Origin of the sequence: Faecalimonas umbilicata (assembly GCF_042846195.1) — a bacterium.
GTDB lineage: Bacteria > Bacillota > Clostridia > Lachnospirales > Lachnospiraceae > Faecalimonas > Faecalimonas umbilicata.
Map to the genome: position 1 here is coordinate 1829997 of NZ_AP031411.1, position 23868 is coordinate 1853864.

Genomic DNA, 23868 nt, shown 5'->3' on the forward strand with positions numbered 1-23868 from the left:
CCAGCAAATCTGTATGGAGAGGATGCAAAACAGGGTTGTCTTAAAATATGTTCTCCTATTCGGAAACCATTTCAAGGCAACCCTGTTCTGCAATTTTCTATTCTTCTTTCTGCAAATATTCTAGCAGGTTGTGATACTGCTTTTTCATATAATTATAACCATGATTATAAAAGTCTGTTAAAGTATCTGCATTCCTCTCCAACCTTGACACGGTCTTCATCTGCGGTCTGAGCACAAAAATCTTTCCTTCCTCTTCCAGCTTCTCTATCTTCTCCATTGTACGGTTATAGACAATGCTGCGCCTTGCGATCGTACGAAGCAAATTTGGATATGTCTTATAAGACGAACGATAAATCTTCATCACGCCTTTGGACGGCATCTTTTTCCGATATCCGGGATTTCTTGTCAGAATCACAACAATTTTCTCATTCCCAATCTCAAGTGCCCGTTCGATCGGAACAGAATCTGCAAGCCCTCCATCCAGATACGGTGTCCCATCAATATTCACGATCGGCGAAAACAACGGAAGACTGCTGGAAGCCCGGCAGACCTTCATCAGACGCTTTGGGTCGGACTTTTCTGTCATATATTCCGCCTTCCCAGTCACACAGTTTGTCGTGACCATCTCACATACGATGTCTGACTGAAAATAGGTGTCGAAATCAAACGGATAAACTTCATTTGGAAATTTTTCAAAGATCATATCCATATCAATCAGGCTTCTCTCTCGGACAAATTTCCGAAGATTAATGTAATCGTACTCTTTCTCTGTATGAATCATGCAATTCTTTGTTCGGCCAATTTGTTTTGACACATAATCTACCCCGTTACATGCTCCTGCTGACACTCCTATCACATGTGACATATATAACTTCTGTTCCATCAGAAAGTCAAGTGCTCCTGAAGTAAACACACCTCTTGTTGCACCGCCTTCCAAAACCAGTGTTGCTTTTTCCATATGCATTCCTCGCTTTGCTTTTTTTAAATTATATACCCTTTTTCATTCCTTTCAAACAATTTTTTTCTTAATTTTCTCCAAAGATATGCTTTGCCTTGCCATTTTTACCTTCTCATGGTAAGATAGGGCTTGGAAATATCCGTAAACAAGCCAGTTTCTGCAGAGGAATCTCACCTGTGGATCTCTGGCAGAAAATAAATGAAACAGACAAAGGAGATTTATCAGATGATTAGTGCAAATAATATTACATTACGCCTTGGCAAAAAAGCGCTGTTTGAAGATGTCAACATCAAATTCACAGCCGGCAACTGTTATGGTATGATCGGTGCAAACGGAGCTGGAAAGTCCACTTTCCTAAAGATTCTTTCCGGTCAGTTAGAGCCAACAAAAGGAGAAGTTGTTATCACTCCGGGAGAACGTCTTTCTTTCCTTCAGCAGGATCACTTTAAGTACGATGAATTTCTCGTACTCGATACGGTTATCATGGGAAACGCAAGACTCTATGAGATTATGAAAGAAAAAGAAGTCCTCTACGCAAAAGAAGACTTCACCGATGAAGATGGGATCAAAGCAAGTGAACTGGAAGGTGAATTTGCTACTATGAACGGATGGGAAGCAGAATCTGATGCTGCTACTCTCTTAAATGGTCTCGGCATCGACACTGATCTGCATTACAAATACATGAGAGATCTGAAAGGTTCTGAAAAAGTGAAAGTCCTTCTCGCACAGGCACTTTTTGGTAATCCGGACATCCTCCTTCTCGACGAGCCTACCAACCACTTAGATCTTGATGCGATCGCATGGCTCGAAGAATTTTTGATCAACTTTGACAATACTGTCATCGTCGTATCACATGACCGTTACTTCTTGAATAAAGTCTGTACACAAATTGCAGATATCGACTACGGTAAGATCCAGCTCTATGCCGGAAACTACGACTTCTGGTATGAATCCAGCCAGTTGCTGATCCGCCAGATGAAAGAAGCTAACAAAAAGAAAGAAGAAAAGATCAAAGAACTTCAGGAATTTATTTCCCGGTTCAGCGCCAACGCTTCCAAATCAAAGCAGGCAACATCCCGTAAGAAAGCACTCGAAAAAATCCAGCTGGACGACATCCGTCCATCCAGCCGTAAATATCCTTACATCGATTTCCGTCCAAACCGTGAGATTGGAAACGAGGTACTTACTGTAGAGAACCTTTCCAAGACAATCGATGGTGTAAAAATTTTAGACAGTCTCTCTTTCACGATCACACGCGAAGAGAAAGTTGCTTTCGTAGGTGGAAACGAGCTTGCAAAGACTGTGCTCTTTAAAATTCTTACCGGGGAGATGGAGCCGGATGAAGGAACTTATAAATGGGGAGTCACTACTTCTCAGGCATATTTCCCGAAAGACAGTACAAAAGAATTTGACAATGACTATACGATCGTAGACTGGCTGACACAGTATTCCGAAAACAAAGATGCAACTTATGTCCGCGGATTCCTTGGACGTATGCTCTTTGCCGGGGAAGACGGAGTGAAAAAAGTACGCGTACTCTCCGGTGGAGAAAAGGTGCGCTGCCTGTTATCAAAAATGATGATCTCCGGTGCAAACATCCTGATCTTAGATGAACCTACGGACCATCTTGACATGGAATCCATCACAGCTTTAAATAACGGTCTGATTAAATTCCCTGGAGTCCTCTTATTTGCTTCCCGCGACCACCAGATCGTACAGACAACAGCAAACCGTATCATGGAGATTGTTCCTGGCGGAAAGCTGATCGACAAAATCACAACTTATGATGAATATCTGGAAAGTGATGAGATGGCAAGAAAACGTCAGACATACAGCATGGATGCCGCAGAAGAAGACAATTAATCAATCGTGGATCCACATTGAGAAAACATAAAGAAATCCCGCAGAGTCCAATCGAAACTCTGCGGGATTTTTTATTTATGTGTATTAATCTCAAATACTGCTTTATCTGTCAACATGTAATGTTTATTACATAGAATAGGTTGTAACTCCTCATCGTATATTTTTTCCTGGACCATTGTCATTTGCTCCCCTTCTTTCATATACTCTGTAAGAATAGAAGTTCCAGCTGAATTTGGATGAATCCTCAGCTGCGAACGCTCTGCTTTCTCATAGATTTCTGTCTGAGCAAATCTAACAACCTCTTCTTTTTTATTTAAATCTAACTGATATTTTGTGACTGTATGAGGTGACATTACTCCAAAGGTATAACCGGTTAGCTCCGTTCCTTTCCAGTACCAAATATGAATTGCTACAATTACAGGGGTATCTAAATTCAACAATTCTTTTTCATAATCATTAGACGGTTCTATTTTCAACTCAAATGTTGTTCGATCAAATTCTTCTCCCATGCATCCGGCCATAGGATGCGTCAGCTTCTCCAGACTGGAAGAAACTATTTTATTCCCATCTGCAACAAAATTCCCTGCTCCCCGAACTTTTCTTAATTTGCCATCGTCATGAAGAAGATCCAGAGCCTGCCTAAGCGTCATTCTACTGACTCCCAGCATTTTTGCCAGTTTCGGTTCTGCGGGTAATCTGCTTCCAACCGGAAATGTTCCATCCTCTACCATTTTATAAAGTGCTTCATATACTTGTACATGGGCCAGTTTTTTGTGTGTAACTTCTTTCTTTCCCTGTAATTCCATTCTTTTCCCTCATCTTTCTAACTCTGCTCTTTTCAAATATTTTACCACTTATTCTTCAATATTTCCAGCAGCCTGAGGTCCTTTTACCTTTCGTCCAAAGAAAAGAAGCACAAATAGCGTAATAAAATATGGAAGCATCAACATCAATTGATTTGGAATTTCCACTTTCAAACTAATTCTCAATGCCTGTGCAAATGCAAATACAAGGCTTGCACACAGAGCCCCAAAAGGATTCCATCCACCGAGAATCATTGCGGCCAATGCCATGAATCCCCGGCCGGCAACCATTTCTTTTACAAATAAGTTGCTTTGCACGATGGAAAGATAACCACCTGCAAGCCCGCACAACATTCCACAAAAAGTAACAGCTACATAGCGATATAATGACACATTGATCCCTACTGTCTGAGCTGCCTGCGGATGGTCTCCAATGGCACGAAGCCTGAGTCCTGCCTTTGTCCGATACATAAAAAACCAAGCTCCGAGCACAATACCAGCAGTGATAAAAAGATATGGGGACTGTTCTGTAAACAATGTTCCGATTACTGGAAGCTCTTTTAGTCCCGGAATACTGACTGCTGGAAGTTTTTCCACTTGTCCACTCATTCCATCTGATTTCCAGACTGCCCGGGTAAGAACAATCGTAAGTCCGGAAACAAATACGTTGATCCCGATTCCGCTGACGGATTGATTTGTCTTAAAGCGAATACATAGTACTGCATGCAATATACCAAACAATCCGCCTACCAAAATAGCAAATAAGACCCCAATCCATGGATTCCCACTGATATAAGTTCCATACACTGCTCCAAATGCTCCTGAAAGCATCATTCCTTCAATTCCTAAATTAATAATCCCACTTCGTTCACACAGTGTGCCCCCGACAGAAGCTAACACCAGCGGAATGGCCATACGCAATGTACTCAAAAGCATTTCCATCGATAAGATACTATCCATATTACGATTCTCCTTTCTTCCGTTTGATCAATCTGATGATATTCGGAGTTGCCACGAATAAAATCACCAGCCCCTGAATTACATTTACCATACTTGTGGAAATCCCTGCTGAATAACTCATTTTCATAGATCCCGCTTCCAAGATCCCAAATAAAAGCGCGCTTAAAAGAATTCCCATCGGATGGTTGTTAGCCAATACCGCTACTGCAATCCCGGTAAATCCAAACCCTGGAGAAAATCCGTCAATAAATCTTCCCATTTTCCCAAAAACTTCTGTTGTACCTGCAAGCCCGGCAAGTGCGCCGCTGATTCCCATCGTCAAAATAGCCGTTGTCATCATCGGGATTCCCGCTGCCTGCGCTGCTGACTTATTCTCTCCCACTGCCCGGATATGATACCCTTCTCTTGTCTTCTTAAAAAAGAAAAACAAAAGAATCGCTGCTGCAACCGCTACTAACAATGCTGTCGTCAATTGCGTCTTCGGAATCAGTTTCGTCAACATATAATTCGCACCAATATCCACTGTCTGCGCTGTCATGGCACCTTCCTGCTTCAATGGATATGTAACAATATACGAAGTAAAATATTGAATGATATAATTCAACATAATTGCCACAACTACTTCATTGACCTGAAGCTTGATTTTTGCAGCTCCGATAATTGCTCCTACACATGCTCCTGCAAGCATTCCTGCACAAAAGGAGCAAAAAATCACCAGGAATCGCGGTGCTCCCTGCATCATAAGCGCTGTCACCGTACTTGCCATTGCTCCTGCATATAATTGTCCTTCTCCACCGATATTAAAAATCCCGCCTTTATTTGCGAATGCCACTGCGAGTCCGGTAAACAGCAGCGGGATGCTCTTGCTTAACGTATTCGCAAATGCGTTCTTAGATCCAAATGCACCTTCTATCAAAGCGCTGTATGCCTCTAATGGATCATATCCGACCAGAAGCATCACACCTGCTGCAATCAACAACGAACATAAAATTGCACCAAGAGATAATAAAAGATTATGGAGAACTGTCTTCTGTTTCATACCTACACTCCTTTCTTGCCTGCCATAAGTAAACTAATCGATTCTGTCGTATACTTTTCTGTCTCTTGAAGTGACATCATCTCTCCTTTGTAGAGCACTCCAATTCTGTCACTTAACTGAAACAAATCTGACAATTCTGCCGATATCAACAATACTGCCTTCCCCTGATTGCGAAGTTCCAACAAAACATTATGAATAAACTTAATCGCACCGATATCCAGACCTCTCACCGGCTGACATGCTAAAATCAGATCCGGATCTTTATCCACCTCTCTGCTCAGCACTAATTTCTGCTGATTTCCACCTGACAATGCTCCGATGAGCTGATCTCCGTTTACTGCCCGCACATCGAATTTTTCCATTAATTCTTTTGTTTTCTTTTCAATATACTCCTGATTTAACATCCCTTTTCTGGCATAACTATCTTTGTACTGATTTCCGAGGAGATAATTATCTTTCAGAGAAAATCCAGGTAAGATTGCTCTTTTATAGCGGTCAGACGGTATATATCCGATTCCTCTTTTACACCGTTCTTTCACAGACATTCCGGTAATTTCTTCTTGTTTAAAGAAAATTTTTCCACATTTTACTTTCTCTAACCCCATGATCATCTCTTCCAATTGCTGCTGTCCATTTCCCTCTACACCGGCAATTCCTAAAATTTCTCCGGCACGTATTTCCAAATCCACCGTCTTTTCTGCCTGAGGAAGAAGTCTTACATTTTGTAAAGAAAGAATTGTTTCCCCTTTTTCCACTTTTTTTCTTTCCAACGTCATATCAATCTCATATCCAACCATCAGCGCTGCCAGTTCCTTCTCCGTTGTTTCTGTTGTTTTGAGAAATTCCACTGACTTTCCGCTCCGCAGAATCGTTACATGATCTGATACTGCCATTGTTTCTTTCAGCTTATGCGTGATAAAGATAATCGTCTTTCCCTCTTTTTTCATTTCCAGCAAAATCTGCAGAAGTTGTTCTACTTCTAACGGAGTAAGAACTGCTGTCGGTTCATCTAAAATAATAATTTCCGCACCTCTGTATAATGTTTTCAGAATCTCCACTCTCTGCTTCATCCCAACTGAAATCTCAGAAATCTTTGCATCCACATCCAGATCAAAATGATATTTTTCTGATAAATGTTTTACAATTTCCTTCCCTTTTTTTCTGTCGATCATAAAGTTTCCCGGTTCACTGCCAAGAACAATGTTTTCCCATACTGTCATATTATCGATCAACATAAAATGCTGATGCACCATTCCCAGTCCCATTTCAAATGCTTTCACTGCTGTTTGATGTTTGATCTCATTCCCATTAATTTTGATGCTTCCCCCGTCCGGCTGGTAAAGCCCAAACAAAATCTTCATCAGTGTAGTTTTTCCTGCACCATTTTCTCCAAGCAGACTATGAATCTCTCCCTTTTCCACAAGAAATTCAATCTGGTCATTTGCGATCATTCCAGGAAAGCGCTTTGTAATCCCACGCATTTCTACCGCATACATTCTATTTTCCCTCCCTATCTAAGAATAGATGTATTCCAGTTTTCCTGACATACATCTATTCCCCATTTTCTTATTAATACTGATTTTCTTTCACAAATTTTTTGGCATCTTCAATTGTCGACGGCACTTTGATTTCTCCATCCACAATCTTCTGCTTAATTTCGTCAAGGATCTGAATATCTTCTTCAGATACCGGAACCTTGCTTTCTTCCAATGTATAGTCCATTCCCTCATCAGAGAGTCCCAAAGATACTGTTGTTCCTACTGCAAGATCCTTGTCAATGATTGCACTTTTTGCAATATCATAAGATGCTGTATCTACTCGTTTTAAAATACTTGCAACAATGTGTTCTGGATTGACTGTATTCTGATTTGAGTTACATCCAATTGCATAGAAATCATATTCTTTTGCCGCATCAAATACTCCAAGACCAGCTCCTCCAGCTGCGTGGAAGATAATGTCTGCTCCCTGGTTTTTCTGGCTGATCGCAATCTCTTTTGCTGTTGTAGTATCTCCAAACGGATTATCTCCCGCTACAAAATCTGAAAGACAGTTGATCTTTGGATTTACATACTGTGCTCCCGCCATATATCCAGAATTCCATTTCAAAAGAATCGGTGTCTCCAACGCCGCAATAAATCCGATTGTATCATTGTCTTCCACACCATATGCTGCTGCATCTTTTTTCATCAGTCCCGCAAGAGCACCTGCCAAAAAGGCTCCTTCTTCCTCTTTTGCCGCATAATTTACGACGTTTTCTGCCTCTAATGTTCCATCAATAAATGCGAACTGCTGATCCGGAAATTCCGGAGCGACTTTTGACAATGCATCTGTCTGGTCAAACCCTACACAAATGATTGCACCGTACTCTCCTGACGAAGCCATATCCCGCATCATCAATTCAAACTCTGATACCTGAGTTGGTTCTGCATAATCAAAATCAATATTTAATTCTTCTTTTGCTTTTTCAAGTCCCTCATAGATCAAATCATTAAATGCCTGATCTCCAAGACCTCCAACTCCTAAAATACATCCTACTTTCCCTGCACTGTCTTTTGCTTCCTTTTTACTGTCTTTCTCTGCATTTCCACATCCTGAAAAAATTACAGAAGCCATCATCACCATCGCCAGTCCAACTGCCACACTTTTCTTCTTCATCTTCCTTTTCCTTCCTTTTTTGTTTTATCAAATGTCTGATCTATTCTCTCCAGAATACAGACATAAGTTCATTGATCGCTCTTTCTGCATCTACTTCTAATGCAAAACTAATGTATTCTGCCTCAATCGGCTTTTCCCGTAAATCCGTTACAATCATTCCGCGGCAATAGGTACCGGAGCACTCTACTCTCGCCTTTCTTTTTTGTATTTTCACAATACTTGGAACAACCGCAGCTACCATTGCCAACGGATCGTGCAGCGGACAATTATCCGGTGTATAATTCTGTACTCTTGATCCGTTCATATAGTACTCTAAAGCTTTTTTCATATATTGCACTGCAGGCTTACATCTTTCCGAACAGTATGTTTCCATCTGTTCTACATGTTTTTTTCTCAACCTTGTCTTCAACGTCACATCCAGTCCAACAACTGTAATGTCCATTCCTGTAAGAAATACTTGATCGCATGCTTCCGGGTCTCCTGCAATATTCGCCTCTGCGACCGGAGATACATTTCCCGGTGCATTTACAGTTCCGCCCATCATCACCAGATTTTTTACAAGCTTAGTTGATTCTGGATATTTCTGTACCATCATTGCGATGTTAGTCAGTCGTCCCAATGTTACGAGTGTTAACTCCTGCGGGTATTTCTGCAGCATCTCGTAGAGAAAATCTTCTGCTTTGATATCTGTTCTGTAAGAGAAATTCCCCTTCTCCAGCAGTACGTTCCCCACTCCGTTTTCTCCATGGATCCATGCGACCGGACCTTCCCAGGTTCCGTTTAAAGGCTGATTTGCCCCGACAACGACTGGTATTTCTTTCTTTGTATTGGATAATTCAATTATCCTCACGGTATTTTCTGCTGCCTGTACTGCATCTACATTTCCACATCCGGTTGTAATTCCCACAATTTCAACCTCCGGATGATTTAATGCATACAGAAGTGCAATGGAATCATCCACCCCTGTATCGACATCTATTAACATTTTTACCATACTATTTCCTCCGAACTTTACTAATTTTCATTTATTTGTCTACATTATACTTCTGTTTTAGACATATTTCAATTTATTTGTACTTATCATTATATATTTGTCTAACTTATAATTTATAACAAAATGAAAAGAAAGCTGTCACTTCACGACTTTTTTATCGCGAAAGCAACAGCTTCCTTCTTCATAACCTCTATGAACTTCTAATCAAATTGAATACGCAGTCTTTTTTACCGACTTGCTTTCTATTTCTTCCTGCCAACAGAGTGTTCTGCCTGCCCCATCGTTCCATATCCATATAACCTTACGGTACACTCGATGATTTCTTCCACCATATTTTTACCAGCTTTTGCATACTCCGCCACAAGCTGCCCATATCGTACCAATGTCTCCATCGAGTAAGTTTTCAACTCTCCTCTCAGATAGGTTTCAAAAGAAATGTCCTCCACCGTATCTTCCTCTGTATGGATGATCCGCGCCTGCCCCGACAATTGTGGGTATTCCCCTGCCATCTCTTCTCTCCAGCTTACCTGAATGGAAACAATCCCTTCAATCAGCTTTTTCTTTTCTTCAGAAATCTTTGGGAGATTTTCCGCAATCCTTCGATACTCTTCCGGTACTGTTGACTCCATCATATACGCATATTTTTCCATAACAAGATTACGTCCCGCACTTTCCCCGTCGAGAAGATCTCTTTCATAAGAAAGAAGCAGTTCCTTTTTCCAACTGGTAAACTGACTTTTTCTCATAATGTAAAACGTCTCCCAATCATCCTGACATCCAGCTCTGCCTCCGGTATTTCTTACTTTCTGAAACATGTTCCATTCTAATTGAATGATTGCTTCCAAAATCTCTGTCTTTTCTCTTTTCATTCTCTCTCCTGCCTTTAAAATTCTGTCTGTGTGAATTTCTAGAAAATCTTCCCATCCGTATGTCAGTTTCTGCTCGCGAAGCCGATCCAAAATCATAGCAGAAATCTGCTCGATCTGACATACAATCGGATCGTCCCAATTGACCTCCTGTACTTCTCCTACAGCCTTCCAGTGATCCCTTTCCGGACGTTCGTTTGCCAATGTTTCTATTCGCTTTTGCATTTCTTGCGCTCCGGACAAGTTTTCCATCCCCCGCCATGCCCATTTATAATAAGGCATGTACGCGTGATGAAGCAGATACTCTATATGCACTGCTTCCCGAAGAAATTCCCATAACGCAAAAGAAGCGGCTGTCGTATCGCCGCGACGCATACAGCGGGCGTAATTATATTGTCCTGCCTGTGCCGCTTTTGCTATCGCTGTTGCAGTTTTTTGCAGCCACAGTTGTTCTGGCATTTCTCTCATTAGGCATTCCCGGACTCTTGAAAATTCTCCAAGTGGATCTGTAAATACTGCTCCATTTACCACCATCGCAAGTCGTTCTTCCTGGAAACCGGCCCATACAGAAAATACTTTTTCTCCATCTACTTTTTTATCATCTTCCAGAACAGAGAACCATTCCCTGCCAAGAAAGTTTTCATAGAAATCCGGAATCGAAAATACTCCATCTCGATCAGATCCACGAGCAGAAGCAATTCTCCTCTTATGACCTTGCACCTTCGACGGGAGTTGTTCATAAGCGCTCTGAAGTCGGTCGCCAATCTTGTCATAGTCTTCCTGTGTCAGCCACATACAGAATGCTGCGCCATAATCGTGATCTTCTGAAAGCATATCATCAAATCCAAGGCATTCCGATCCTTCCCCGACAAGTCCAACCGCGATTCTGTCCGCATATTCCGGAAACTGTTCCCGGATCATACGTTTCCCAAACTGTTCGTAATAAGCGCGCGCCAGTTCTATCCCTTTTTTTCGGTCTTTTTCGCTTTCTGGTCTTCTTTCATATGATTTACTTTCCACTGCAGAACACCTTTTTCTTGCATGCGCCGCCTTTTCCCGGAGGATTCCTGCTTCTTTTGGAAATCCCGCCGTCTCCAGCACCATTGCACAGTTTTCACAGGTAACTGCATAGGCATCATTTTCTCCATACGTATCTAAAATCATTCGGAGTGCCTTTGTATAGCTGTCAATTGCCTCTTCATATCTGCCCGCCAGATAATAGCCATGTCCACACGCAGAAAGTGCAGCTGCATAGTGTGGATCTTGTGTATTCCCTGCCTCATATAACACCAGTGCCTTCTCCAGACAGTTTAAACCTTTCGAAATCTGCCCTGTTTTCAAATACAATTCTGCCAGATTCGTGTAAGTTGCCGCTGTCTCTTCCTTTGCATCTGCAGTTTGTAAAATGACGGAAAGCGCTTTTTGCAGACAGCTGAGCGCCTCTTCATGCGCATTTTGTCTCTCATAGGCCAAACTCATATTATTATAAAGCCCTGCAAATCTTGCATCTTCGGAAGGAAGACAGATACTGTAGATCTGCTCCGCCTCCCGGTAGGCTTCCAGCGCAGCTTCATACTGCCCCGCTGCCCGCAGTGCAGTCGCTGCGTTTACTAAAGTCGTTCCATGTTCTGCACTTTCCGACATGCCAAGCTTTCTGATCTGTTCCAATGCCTCTCGGGCATTCTGCACTGCCTCCTCATGTCTGCCAACACTGCGATAATACCCTGTCAGTTCATTTAACAGGATCAGCACCTCTTCCCCACTGCTTTTCTTCTGCCTTTCTTCTTTTGCCCGCATCAGCGCCTCTGTCAAGAACTGCTCCGCCTCCTGTATCTGATTTGTGGCAAACAGCTCATCCAACTGTCTTAACACTTCCTGTATCTGCATACATTTTCTTCCTTCTCTACCGGATTCTGTCCGGGAATCCTACTTTGCGCTGTACTTTCCGCAATGTCTTTGTCGCAAAATAGTTTGCCTTCTCTGCATTGTTCTTAATAATTCCATCGATAAATGCTTTATCTTTTTCTAACCTTGCGTATTCATCCTGAAGCGGTTTTAATACAGATACTACTGCTTCTCCAACTGCCATCTTAAAGTCTCCATACCCTTTTCCGTCAAATTCCTTTACCGTCTCATCTGGAGTCTTTCCTGTACATGCACTGTAAATATCAATCAGGTTTTTCACACCCGGCTGTTCTTCACGGTACAGGATCTGTGCTTCTGAATCTGTCACCGCACGTTTGCATTTGCGCATGATTGTATCCGGATCATCCATCAGATAAATACTTGCATTTGAATTCTCATCTGATTTTGACATTTTCTTAGCTGGATCCTGCAGACTCATAATCTTTGCTCCTACTTTTCCGACATATGGCTCCGGAATCGTAAATACATCTCCGTATACCCCATTGAAACGCTGTGCGATATCTCTTGTCAGCTCCAGATGCTGCATCTGGTCAATGCCCACCGGAACAACATCTGCCTGAAACAATAAGATATCGGCCGCCATCAGAACTGGATATGTAAACAATCCTGCATTAATATTATCTGCATGTTTTGCTGATTTATCCTTGAACTGTGTCATACGGTTCAATTCTCCCATATAGGTATAACAATTTAAAATCCATGCAAGTTCCGCATGTCCTGACACATGTGACTGATAATAAATACAATTTTTTTCCGGATCAAGTCCTGCTGCAATGTAAAGTGTCAAAAGAGCACGTGCCCGCTTCCGAAGTGTCGCCGGATCTTGTCTTACCGTGATAGAATGCATATCCACCACACTGTAGAAGCACTCATATTCATCACTTAATGTCACCCAGTTCTTAAGCGCCCCAAGATAGTTTCCAAGTGTCAGATTTCCTGTTGCCTGCATTCCGCTGAATAATACTTTTTTGTCATTGATCATTGTCTTTTCCTCCTAAATAAAAAACGCCCATAGCCAAAGCTAGGGACGTCGGTATTACGTGGTGCCACCCCGATTCATATCTTCCCGCATCAAACTTCCTGTTGTTTGCCAAGATATAACTCTTGTCTCTGTAACGTGAGAACACGGCTCCACTACTAAAAGGCTCTTGCCTCCGTTCATTTCGCATCTTCCAAATCCATTCGCTGTCACTTTCCATACCGGCTTCCACCATCCCCGGCTCTCTGTCATGTTCCATGGCAGTTACTACTTTTGGTCACTGATTTTATCTAAACTATCTGAATTACTGTAAGTCTAACATCTGCCCGCAGGAAAGTCAAGCAGACCTATCTTCTTTTCTATGATTCTTTTCTATGACTTTACCAGTCTTCAACCTCATCGTCATAATAGATAACTCCTTCTTCTATGACCTTTGCAATGCCATCCTTAATTTCTATCACAGATACCGCACAATTTTTCTGAACACCACTGTCCCAAAACTGCTCTACCCCGATTCCTTTCACCGTATCTAAAAGTGCGCGAAGCATTGCGCCATGCGTGGATAACAGAATCGTCTTATTTTCATATGCTTTCTTCTCACAGAGATCTGCAAGAAACCCTTTTGCTCTTTTAAGTAGTTCTTCAAAACTCTCTCCACCTTCCGGAGCCTGATAACATGCTGGATCATCATAAAAATAATGGAACTTTGGATCCGGTATATTCATCTTCTCACCCTTGCAATAATACCCTTCCAAACATCCAAATCCCATCTCCGCCAGTCTCTCATCTTCCAAAAGAGGAATTTCTCTGCCTTCCAGCAAAATCTCGGCTGTCTCCTTTGCCCTCTTCAGAGGACTTGTGATTGCCAGATCAAACGAAAGATCTCTCAAATGTTTTGCCGTCTTTCTCGCAAGAGTCCTCCCGAATGTATTAAGCTCAATATCCGACTTTCCCTGTAGCTTTCTTTCCTTGTTCCAGTCTGTTTCTCCATGTCTGATTAAATATAGCTTCATTTGCTCACCAAACCTTCCTCTCCCGTCTTTTCCTGATTTTATTCTCATTGTATCACACTTTTTCCTCACTTGCACAAAAAATCAAAAGCATTTATAATGGAAGAATCAAACACTGGAGGTAATACAATGGAAAAAATCACAAGTTTTACAATCGATCATAACAAACTCGTTCCTGGACTCTATGTCTCCCGGAAAGATCATGTAGAAGGAGCAGTCATCACTACTTTTGACATCCGCATGACCAATCCAAATGAAGAGCCTGTCATGAATACCGCTGAGATGCACACCATAGAACATCTTGCCGCCACCTTTCTCCGCAACCACTCCGTGTATGGCAAGAAAACTATCTATTTTGGTCCAATGGGATGTCGTACCGGTTTCTATCTGCTTCTTGCCGGAGATTACCAGTCCTCAGACATTGTCGATCTGATGCGGGAACTTTTTGTATTTATTGCAGACTATTACGATGAAGTGCCTGGAGCAAGCGCCAAAGACTGCGGAAATTATCTGGACATGAACCTTCCGATGGCACGTTTTCTCGCAAAAAAATATTTGAATGAAGTCCTCACAGACATTCAGGAAGAACAATTATATTATCCTAAATAACTATATGAAAATGAAAGCAGACATGTTCTGTCAAATACTCATTCCTGTTTTTTAACCCGAATAAGTACTCTGACAGAACATGTCTGTTTTTTCACAGTATTTTTCTAAAATAACCTATATGATCTTACAATCCAATTTAATGCATACCTTTTTTCAGCACATTTTCCCTGATGTACAAATAGGTAGCCTCCTCCCCCTGCTCTGCCAGCATCACAAGAAGTGTCTCTAACAGTTTCTGGGTTTCCGGATGCATCATTTTTTCATATCCGCTGCCACTCTCATAATATTCCAATGCACTCCGATTGGTATATTCGTCTTTTTTATAAACTTTACAGGCCGCAATCCGATCTACAAACATCTCGACGACATATTTTTCCGGCATTTTCATACCGACCAAACCGCTCTCTCCGTCCAAGGCATAATCAATCCAGTATTCATAGTGATGACGGTTTCGTCCTTTATGATGCAGCCATGCAGAAGAGTATCCTATCGCCTCCCGCTCAGCATTGTTCGGACTTCTCGTTCCCTGATAATATTTTGCTCCGATTCTGAATTCCGTCCAACTATATTTTGACAGATCATGGAGAACGCCCTGACGGTATAGTCCAAGCCGGAAACACTCTCTCATCACCAGCAATTTATGATATGTAATTGTACAAAAATGTCTCCATGCATTTCCCATTTTGTTCATCCCTACCTTAATGCTTCTTATTATCAAAGCCCAATACTTTACAATATCTTAATATATCAGCAGACCTATTCCAAGCAACACAAGTAAGTGTAGTGGATAAAATAAGTAAAATACATATTTCATCTTCGGTCCCTGTTCTCCGTTGTATAGAAGAATAAACGGCAGCGCCAGCACCGCAAACGCCTGGATATATCCCATCAGTAAAATATTGACTGCAGCTACCGAAAGACACATCCATACTTTCTTTTCACGGAATGCCCAAAAACACAAAATGAGCAAGAGCCCCATCGAACTGTAATCCGTCCTCACAAACTCTGCAAACAGCATAAATAAGATGACCATCAAAAAGTTTAAAACAGCTGGATACCGTTTCGTCAGATAGTAAAGCATAACCAACCCTATGAATAATGTGAAGAATACATTTTGGTGTGTTCCGTCTAAAATCCTTCCATAGAACAAAAGATCAAATGGGATCTCTGAGATCAATGCAAATAATCCTATTCTTGTCATATACCGGATCACGTCATGTGTATGCATAAACCCTTCCACCAGAAGAAAGCAGAAAATCGGGAAAGCAATCCTTCCGATGATTCTCAAAATCGGATATTGCGGAAGCAGCACCGCTCCCACATGGTCGATGAGCATCGTTGTAATTGCAATCATTTTCAGCCAAAAAGAATTCAATCCTATTTTTTTCGTCATTCCATTCATATACTTCTTGTTCCTCTCATTGTTTCTTGGGACATCCCTGCAACAAAAGCCGCCACACTGCGTCCTTCCAAAATTATACTTCTTTTTCCTTCAATCAAAAGAGGCTGTTCATAGAATCCTTCTTCAGTCGACATCACCTGATACCATGCTTGATCTTTCGGTAAAGTTGGAAGGGCGAAAGAATGTGCGATCCAGTGCATATTATAGAGAAGAAAACAGTTGCTCTCTTTCTTTGGACTTCCACTGTATAAAATTCCAAGCTGCCTGCTCGACGCCTCCTGTTGGATCTGCCACGCCGCCTCTCCATGATAGGAAATATCAGGAATACCGCTGCCACTTCGGTCTGTTCCCGTCAGCGCTTCCTTCTGGTGGAGTATGCCATGCTTTTTCCGAAAAGCAATCAACTCTTTGACATAGTGAAAAAATGATTTTTCTCGCTCCAGTCTGCTCCAGTCTACCCACCCGGTCTCATTATCCTGACAGTAGACATTGTTATTTCCACCTTGACTGTTTCCAAATTCATCTCCTGCAAGAAGACAAGGTGTCCCCTGTGCAGTCATTAAAAGAAACATCGCATTTCTCTTCTGTCCCTGCCGCAGTTTCACTATCTGCTTTTTGCGTGTCTTTCCTTCTACCCCACAATTCCAGCTATAATTATAGTCCGGCCCATCCTGATTCTGTTCTCCGTTTGCTTCGTTATGCTTTGCATCATATGATACAAGATCTTCCAAGGTAAAACCGGTATGATTTGTAATATAGTTGCAGGATCCTGATACAGAAGTTTTCCTTCGGAACTGTTCTGCTACACTGGCAATCATTCCTTCATCACCTTTTAAAAATCTCCGCATCGTATTCTGAAAGGATTCGTCTTTGATAAGCAATTTTGTCCCACTTAAAACCGGATCTCTCCGCAAAAATTCTACAGGTACCTGATACGGATTTAAAAGAAATCCGTCAATATGATACTCCATCACATAATACCTCAGACAGTCCTCCACAATCTGAAACCTTGTCTGTGCTGTAAAGGGAAAATCAAGTACTACTTCAATCCCTTCCCGGTGACATGTCTTTACAAGTTCTTTCAACTCTTTTTGTGCATCATGATCTGCTGCATAAGATGCCTTTGGTGCAAAGAAAAATCCCTCTCCATATCCCCAGTAATTGACCTTTCTTCCGCGCTCTTCAAATTCATAAACCGGCATGCACTGGATTTGATTAATCCCAAGCTCTTTCAGATAAGGAAGCTTTTCCATCACGCCACGAAACGTTCCCTTTTTCTTCACTTTGGAAGAGGAATGTCTTGTAAATCCTCTTACATGGAGACTGTATGCAATGACGTCCTCTTCCGGAATCCGCAGCGGGCAGTCATCTTCCCATGGATATTCTTCCTTTTGGGGAAGCTTTCCTCTCACTTGATGTGGTGTAAAATCCGCCTGATCGTTCCATCGTTCTCTCCCTGCAATCCCTTTTGCATAAGAATCGGTAACAATCTTGCCATCGATCTCATAGTTGTATTCACACGCTTGCGCAGGAAGATCTGATAACATCACACAGCGCACTGTCCCAGTCCCGGCTTCCTCTTTCATCGGAATCTTCTCCATCGGAACATTTTCACCACACTTATATAACAGAAGGGTACATTGCTTCCCCTCTTTGACCTCCACCGCAAAATTTAATGCTTCTTTCTGCCTACTGACGCCAAGCGGCAGTGGTGCTCCCTGTACGACCTTCATTTCTTCCTCCCTTATTTCACCTATTATTGCCAGCCATCTGCCCCATACATATCAACATTATCCTTTGTGATCAGAAAAGTTTCTTCATAAATCGGCTCTTTTATCTTTTCCCCATCCAGCACCTGGAATGCTGATTTTACTGCATCTTTCCCAAGGGTAATCGGCCGCTGAGCTGCTGTTCCTACAATGATATCGTCTGATTTTTGCAATTCTTTTTTCAAATCCGGAGAACCGTCTACTCCGTAAATCACAACCCCGGCATAAGCCTGATCTGTCTCTGCTGCCACCTTTGCTCCAAGCGCTGTCTGGTCATTTCCACACATGATCACATCCACATCCGGATATTGTTTCAGAAGCCTTTTTGTAGTCTCCATAGATATTTCTTTACTTCCATTTACATTCTCTCTTGCGACAATCTCAAATCCCTGATCCGCAATTGCCTCTTCAAATCCGGTAATCCTCTCGTTGATCGAATTTGTATTCGGACATTCTAAGATCAACACCTTCCCTCCATCCGGAAACCGCTGTACGACATCTTCTCCACATAGATATCCTGCCTGCTTGTTATCTGTTCCAACATAGGCATCTACCAGATTAAGATCCTTCACTTCCGTGTCAATGTTGATAATCTTGACACCGGCTTCTTTCAGGGCATCCAATCCCGGCTGAATCGTCTCCCAGTTTACAGGGCTTAAGAAAATCGCATCAATGCCTTCTTCAATCATTTCATTGATCTGTTCCAGCTGAAGGGTATCATCCCCCTTCGGATCGCGCGTGATCATTTGCCCGCCCTGCTTCTCCACTTCTTCTCGGATTGCCTCTTCCAGCACAGCAAAGTATGGATTATCTGCCATCGTCGTGCATGTATATCCAAATGTATAAACTTCTGTCTCTTCCTGTTTCTCCTCCTCTGGACTTACTGCATTATCTTCAGGTGTCCCTACATTTTTCTTACAGCCTGAAAGAGGCAGTATGCACAGAATCATGCAGAGGATGATTGATAGTATCTTCTTTTGCATATGTTTCCTCCTATATCATCATATAACATTCTACTAAACACATATTTCACACATATAAATTTAATTTTACCTATTTTTATTTCAATGTCAATAGTTTTCCCCTTGCATTTCTGACCGGAGTCTGATAGAGTTATCATATCAGTAATTCAAAGATGAATGAAGCAGAAAAGGAGAATATTATGAGTGAACACAACCACGATTGCAACTGCAATCACGACGATTGTAACTGCGGATGCCACAATGATGAAGCAGTCACAGTAACTTTAACATTAGACAACGATGAAGTAGTTGAATGTGCTGTCCTCACCATCTATGAAGCAGATGAAAGAGAATACATCGCGCTCCTCCCTCTGAACGAAGATGGAGAGAATGAAGACGGAGACGTATTCATCTACCGCTATAAAGAAGTAGACGGAGAACCTACTCTTGAGAACATCGAAGATGACGATGAGTACGAAGTTGCTGCCGATGCTTTTGACGAATGGCTTGATGAGCAGGATTTTGATGCTTTAGACGACGAAGAATAGATTCCATCTGATCCCGAGCAGAAGCAATTGTAAAAGAGGCACTGAACAATCTGGCAAACAAAATGATTCCCCATTAGAATTACAACTAATGAAATGGTCATTTCTAAAAACAGATGCTCAGTGCCTCTTTAATTATATGTCTCTTCTGGAAACATTCCTTAGAAATTCATTCTTATCTTGTAGGTCTGTTCTGAAACAGTTCCCCAAGAAATCTGGACTGCTCCATCGCTTTTCCATTTTTTTCTCTCACATAGCTGATCGTCAAATGTTTCTTTGCGCGTGTCATTGCCACATAGAACATTCGACGTTCCTCCTCCATCTCCTCTGGAAGTTCTGCCTTTTTATACGGTGTCACATCTTCGTTGGCTCCAATGATAAATACGGTATCATACTCCAGCCCTTTCGCCGCATGAAATGTCATAAGAGACACTGCATTTCTATTCTCTGTCCGTGTGACTGCCTGCAGCCGCAATTCCTCTGTATATTTTTCAATATGGGCGAACCATTCTTCGATTGTCTTAAATTCTTTGGCACGCTCTTCCATTTCCCGAATCAATTCCTGAAGATCTTCCAGTTTCATCTTCCGTTTGATCGCATACTCATTTAAGAACAGATCATAGCCAACACTTTTTCTGATATACTGAATTGCCGCATACGGAGTCATTCGGCTGATCACTTTCAGATCCACTTCCAGCTGGTCGATCCGATCTACCATCCAGTCTTTTTCCATATAATATTTCCGCAGGTTTTCAAAAGAAATCTCTCCGCGATCTACACTATCTCTGCCAATATATCTATTTGGCCGATTCATGATCATCAGAAAATCTCCGCGGTCTCTTCCCCCAAGCGCCATCCGCATATATGCCTGAAAATCTCTCCCGATAAAATGCTCATACAGATTGGGAAGATGCTCTTTCATCTGAAATGGAATATGATATTCCATGAATGTCTCTACAAGCGCGCGCGGCTCCGTATTTGTCCGATATAATACCGCAATCTGCGATGGCTCAGTTCCTGCTGCGACTGCTTTTGCAATCTGTTCTCTGACGTAGTGGCTCTCCTCTACCGGATGACGTACTTCCTGAATATGTACATTGTCCCCCTGCTCATTTACAGTGATAATCTCCTTCTGATAGCGGTTTTTATTCCGCTCGATCACTCTTCTCGCAGCACTCACGACAGCCTTCGTAGACCGATAATTCACATCCAGTATAATTGATTTTGCGTTGGGATAATCTTTAGAAAATCCGAGCATGATCTCTGGCCTTGCTCCGCGGAAACGGTAAATAGACTGATCATCATCCCCGACAATAAACAGATTGTTTTCTGGAAGTGCAAGCATACGAATCACATCATACTGCACTTGGTTGATGTCCTGAAATTCATCGATTAAAATATATTGAAATTTTTTCTGCCACATTTGAAGAATATCCGGTCTCTTCTGAAACAGTTCATAGCATAAAACAAGCATGTCATCAAAGTCGATTTTCTTTAAAAGCTTTCTTCTTCGCTCATATTCCTCATAAATTTGACGAAACATCTGATCCGAACAGTTGCTGGATTCATATTCCTCCAGCGAAAGTCTGTTATTTTTGATCTGGCCAATCTCAGAGGCAATTCCCTGTAAAAATTCTTTCTCATCTTCGATCTCCAATTCCATCCCGGCAATAACTTCCCTTAAAAGCATCATCTTTTCTTCCTCCGAAAAAATATTTGATGCATTCATCCGGTATGCCCATTTCAAAATCCCATAGTAAATACCATGGAAAGTCCCAAACGTAACTGGAAAACGATCGTCTTTTGTAATTCTTGCAAATCGCTCCCGCATCTCTTTCGCCGCCGCTTTTGTAAAGGTAATGACAAGAATCTGCTCCGGTCTGACCCCATACTTTTTAATCAGATATTCTACTCGTCTTGTGATGACCAATGTTTTTCCTGAACCTGGGCCGGCAAGTACCATTGCCGGCCCATTTTTATGACAGATTGCTTTTGTCTGAGCTTCATTAAACCCCATTATGCACCCAGCAGTTCAATTGCCTTGCGGATACGATTCAAAGACTCTTCTTTGCCGATAATCTCCATAATCTCTGTCGCACCGCCCGGTGTATTCTGCTTACCGGATACTGCCGTGCGGACCGGCCACATCGCATATCCGTTCTTACAGCCCTTCTTCTCTACATACCCTTTAAGCATTTCATATAAGGCATCATTGCTGTAATCTTCCTGCGCTTCAAATAATGGAAGCAATTCCTGCAATACTTCCAGCGATGTCTCCGCATTTGTTTTCATTTTCTTATGTGTGTACATCGCAATATCATACTCTGGAAGCTCCTCAAAGAAATCAATCTGATCCTTGATATCCGGGAACACTTCAATTCTTGATTTCACAAGCCCTGCAATCTTCTTTAAATCATAATCTTTATGAATAACTTCCTCAATATATGGTTTTGCAAGTTCATAAAACTTGTCAAAATCCATTGCTTTCATATACTCACCGTTCATCCATTTTAGCTTCATTGTGTCGAACACAGCCGGAGATTTGCTCATATGATGATAGTCAAATGCTTCTACAAGCTCCTCCAACGAGAAAATTTCACGGTTATCCGATGGGCTCCATCCAAGCAGCGCTACATAGTTCACGATTGCCTCTGTCAGATATCCTTGTTCCAGAAGATCTTCGTAAGAAGAATGACCGGAACGCTTACTCAACTTCTTGTGCTCCTCATTTGTGATCAATGGACAATGAACGTAAGTCGGGATCTCCCATCCGAATGCTTCATACAACCTGTTATACTTTGGTGCAGAAGAAAGATATTCATTTCCTCTTACTACATGTGTAATCCCCATCAAGTGATCATCAACAACATTTGCAAAGTTATAAGTTGGATATCCATCTGATTTGATCAGAATCATATCATCCAATTCTTCATTTGGAACTGTGATTTCCCCGTAAATGTCATCGTGGAATGTCGTTGTTCCTTCTGTCGGCATATTAATACGGATTACATATGGTTTTCCGGCTGCAAGGTTCGCCTCAATCTCTTCTTTGCTCAGATGCAGACAATGTTTATCGTATGCTACAATCTCAGTACCGCTCTCTGACACCTTGCTCTTTAAAGATTCCAAACGTTCTTTATCACAAAAACAATAGTACGCATCACCCTGGTCAATAAGCTGCTTGGCATACTTCATATAAATTCCCATCGCCTGACGCTCACTCTGTACATACGGTCCGACACCACCGTCCTTATCCGGACCTTCATCATGAATCAGTCCAGTCTTCTCCAGAGTTCGATAAATGATCTCAAGTGCTCCGTCAACAAATCTCTCCTGGTCTGTATCTTCAATACGAAGCATAAAATCTCCGCCTTCATGTTTTGCGATCAGATATGCATACAATGCCGTACGCAGATTACCTACATGCATTCTTCCCGTAGGGCTTGGTGCAAATCTTGTTCTTACTTTACTCATTTTTACACACTCCTGTTCTCTTTTGCTTGCGCAATGCTTTTCGCTATGTTCCATTATATACAACTTATTCACGCTTGACAAGGAGAAACTTGGAGAAACAAAGCCTTGATGCGGATTCCCCTTCTCTTGGGAAAACTCCCATAACAATCTGTCTTAATATAGTTTATGTAGATTTTCTGACTGGCAAAGTATCTTCAGCAACGTCTGATCTACTCTGTCATGGATCACTCCATCCGCATACTTATCTGAAAAGTGCTCCTTTAATGTAATTAAGATCAACCTGTTGCCTCCATAATACCCAAGCAGCTGTTCACACAATGTCGTTTTCAAATTCGTTCCAAGTGCAAGAACAACATCTGCTCGCATTACCTCTTCTGCCGCTTTTGTCATCACTTGATTGTCTACCATCTCGCCATAGAAAACCGCCCTCGGACGAAGTGCTGTATTACATTTTGTGCAAAGCGGAACACGCCGCGACTGTCGGATATAATCCAAAGAGTATTCTTCCCCACAATGTGGACAATAATGCTCGCAAATATTTCCATGCAGTTCAATCACATTTTTACAGCCTGCTCTTGTCGGAAGGTGATAAACTCTTCTTGTGATCACAGTATCGATCAGACCCTTCTTTTCTAAAGCTGCGAGAGCATAAAATCCTTCTCCCGGCGGCTTTTCTAATTGCGGGAGCATCTCATTTCGATAGAATTCATAGAATAACTCTTTTCTTGTAGAAAATAGTGAACTACTGAAAAGTTCCTCCGCAGAATACCTATATTTCTTCTCGATATCGTAGCTTTCCTGACTGTCGCGAATCAACATATAATCGCTTTCTAGAACCATTCCATTTCCGCTTAAAACGACAGTATATTTGCTTTCCTTCAAAATGTCCATCAATCTTTCTACGGTCATACAATATCCCCCACTTTCGTTTTTATTAGAGATATTGTAACATTTATTTTCATCTATTTCAATAAATAGACATTTGTTTCTTATAATTTATAATTATTTCATTAATTTTCAGTTTTTATCTTCATTGTTTTCCATTCACCTTATA

General features: G+C 41.7%; 20 protein-coding genes. 3 read left to right on the forward strand and 17 right to left on the reverse strand.

Annotated features, from left to right (window positions below; translation table 11 throughout):
* Positions 1-97 precede the first annotated feature (97 nt).
* Positions 98-958 (reverse strand): patatin family protein, encoded by an 861-nt coding sequence (locus ACGG81_RS08755; protein ID WP_008975203.1) that lies wholly within the window; start codon positions 956-958, stop codon positions 98-100.
* A gap of 225 nt (positions 959-1183) precedes the next feature.
* Between ACGG81_RS08755 and ACGG81_RS08760 the strand changes: the two genes are divergently transcribed.
* Positions 1184-2821: an ABC-F family ATP-binding cassette domain-containing protein gene (locus ACGG81_RS08760; RefSeq protein ID WP_008975202.1), complete on the forward strand. Its 1638-nt coding sequence runs from the start codon at positions 1184-1186 to the stop codon at positions 2819-2821.
* A gap of 71 nt (positions 2822-2892) precedes the next feature.
* Here ACGG81_RS08760 and ACGG81_RS08765 read toward each other — a convergent pair whose 3' ends face one another.
* The 9 genes from ACGG81_RS08765 to ACGG81_RS08805 all read right to left on the reverse strand — a co-directional run bounded on the left by ACGG81_RS08765 (position 2893) and on the right by ACGG81_RS08805 (position 14056).
* Positions 2893-3627, reverse strand: a complete 735-nt coding sequence (locus tag ACGG81_RS08765) for a GntR family transcriptional regulator (RefSeq protein ID WP_008975201.1) — start codon at positions 3625-3627, stop codon at positions 2893-2895.
* 48 nt (positions 3628-3675) lie between these two features.
* On the reverse strand, positions 3676-4584 hold the full coding sequence (locus tag ACGG81_RS08770; protein ID WP_009262156.1) for an ABC transporter permease: 909 nt from the start codon (positions 4582-4584) through the stop codon (positions 3676-3678).
* Position 4585: 1 nt separating this feature from the next.
* Positions 4586-5623, reverse strand: coding sequence for an ABC transporter permease (locus ACGG81_RS08775; protein ID WP_009262157.1), 1038 nt, complete (start codon positions 5621-5623; stop codon positions 4586-4588).
* 2 nt (positions 5624-5625) lie between these two features.
* The gene (locus ACGG81_RS08780; RefSeq protein ID WP_008975198.1) at positions 5626-7119 is read right to left on the reverse strand and encodes an ABC transporter ATP-binding protein; all 1494 of its coding nucleotides are present in this window, start codon (positions 7117-7119) and stop codon (positions 5626-5628) included.
* 73 nt (positions 7120-7192) lie between these two features.
* The gene (locus tag ACGG81_RS08785; protein WP_009262158.1) at positions 7193-8278 is read right to left on the reverse strand and encodes a BMP family protein; all 1086 of its coding nucleotides are present in this window, start codon (positions 8276-8278) and stop codon (positions 7193-7195) included.
* Between the two features lie 40 nt (positions 8279-8318).
* Positions 8319-9272, reverse strand: coding sequence for a nucleoside hydrolase (locus tag ACGG81_RS08790; RefSeq protein ID WP_016438486.1), 954 nt, complete (start codon positions 9270-9272; stop codon positions 8319-8321).
* Between the two features lie 242 nt (positions 9273-9514).
* Positions 9515-12025, reverse strand: coding sequence for a DUF4125 family protein (locus tag ACGG81_RS08795; RefSeq protein WP_390107890.1), 2511 nt, complete (start codon positions 12023-12025; stop codon positions 9515-9517).
* Between the two features lie 16 nt (positions 12026-12041).
* Positions 12042-13046: a tryptophan--tRNA ligase gene (trpS, locus tag ACGG81_RS08800; protein WP_336305273.1), complete on the reverse strand. Its 1005-nt coding sequence runs from the start codon at positions 13044-13046 to the stop codon at positions 12042-12044.
* A gap of 377 nt (positions 13047-13423) precedes the next feature.
* Positions 13424-14056, reverse strand: coding sequence for a histidine phosphatase family protein (locus tag ACGG81_RS08805; protein ID WP_009262162.1), 633 nt, complete (start codon positions 14054-14056; stop codon positions 13424-13426).
* Positions 14057-14182: 126 nt separating this feature from the next.
* Here ACGG81_RS08805 and ACGG81_RS08810 point away from each other — a divergent pair, with 126 nt between their 5' ends.
* Entirely contained in the window at positions 14183-14662 is a 480-nt protein-coding gene (locus tag ACGG81_RS08810) for an S-ribosylhomocysteine lyase (RefSeq protein ID WP_390107893.1), read from the forward strand.
* A 136-nt stretch (positions 14663-14798) separates the two neighbouring features.
* Here ACGG81_RS08810 and ACGG81_RS08815 read toward each other — a convergent pair whose 3' ends face one another.
* Genes ACGG81_RS08815 through ACGG81_RS08830 form a run of 4 tightly spaced genes read right to left on the reverse strand, consistent with a single transcriptional unit; the run spans position 14799 to position 18816 of the window.
* Positions 14799-15353 carry a DUF5662 family protein gene (locus tag ACGG81_RS08815; protein WP_016438482.1) on the reverse strand — a complete coding sequence of 185 codons (555 nt, stop codon included), beginning with the start codon at positions 15351-15353 and terminating at the stop codon, positions 14799-14801.
* 48 nt (positions 15354-15401) lie between these two features.
* Complete coding sequence (locus ACGG81_RS08820; RefSeq protein WP_390107896.1) at positions 15402-16064, reverse strand: TraX family protein; 663 nt, start codon at positions 16062-16064, stop codon at positions 15402-15404.
* Complete coding sequence (locus ACGG81_RS08825; RefSeq protein ID WP_390107899.1) at positions 16061-17797, reverse strand: alpha-amylase family glycosyl hydrolase; 1737 nt, start codon at positions 17795-17797, stop codon at positions 16061-16063. Before ACGG81_RS08825 ends, ACGG81_RS08820 begins: the two co-directional genes overlap by 4 nt.
* A gap of 23 nt (positions 17798-17820) precedes the next feature.
* A complete protein-coding gene (locus ACGG81_RS08830; protein ID WP_336305271.1) occupies positions 17821-18816 on the reverse strand; it encodes a sugar ABC transporter substrate-binding protein in 996 nt (331 codons plus the stop codon).
* Positions 18817-18995: 179 nt separating this feature from the next.
* Here ACGG81_RS08830 and ACGG81_RS08835 point away from each other — a divergent pair, with 179 nt between their 5' ends.
* Positions 18996-19343 carry a DUF1292 domain-containing protein gene (locus ACGG81_RS08835; RefSeq protein ID WP_008975187.1) on the forward strand — a complete coding sequence of 116 codons (348 nt, stop codon included), beginning with the start codon at positions 18996-18998 and terminating at the stop codon, positions 19341-19343.
* A gap of 172 nt (positions 19344-19515) precedes the next feature.
* Here the strand turns inward: ACGG81_RS08835 and ACGG81_RS08840 are convergent, their stop codons facing one another.
* From ACGG81_RS08840 to ACGG81_RS08850, 3 genes are all read right to left on the reverse strand, one after another.
* The gene (locus ACGG81_RS08840) at positions 19516-21357 is read right to left on the reverse strand and encodes an ATP-dependent helicase (protein ID WP_349160009.1); all 1842 of its coding nucleotides are present in this window, start codon (positions 21355-21357) and stop codon (positions 19516-19518) included.
* Complete coding sequence (gltX, locus tag ACGG81_RS08845) at positions 21357-22814, reverse strand: glutamate--tRNA ligase (RefSeq protein WP_016438478.1); 1458 nt, start codon at positions 22812-22814, stop codon at positions 21357-21359. The genes ACGG81_RS08840 and gltX overlap by 1 nt, the downstream gene beginning before the upstream one ends.
* Positions 22815-22967: 153 nt before the next feature.
* Complete coding sequence (locus ACGG81_RS08850) at positions 22968-23723, reverse strand: NAD-dependent deacetylase (RefSeq protein ID WP_390107903.1); 756 nt, start codon at positions 23721-23723, stop codon at positions 22968-22970.
* Between the last annotated feature and the right edge of the window lie 145 nt (positions 23724-23868).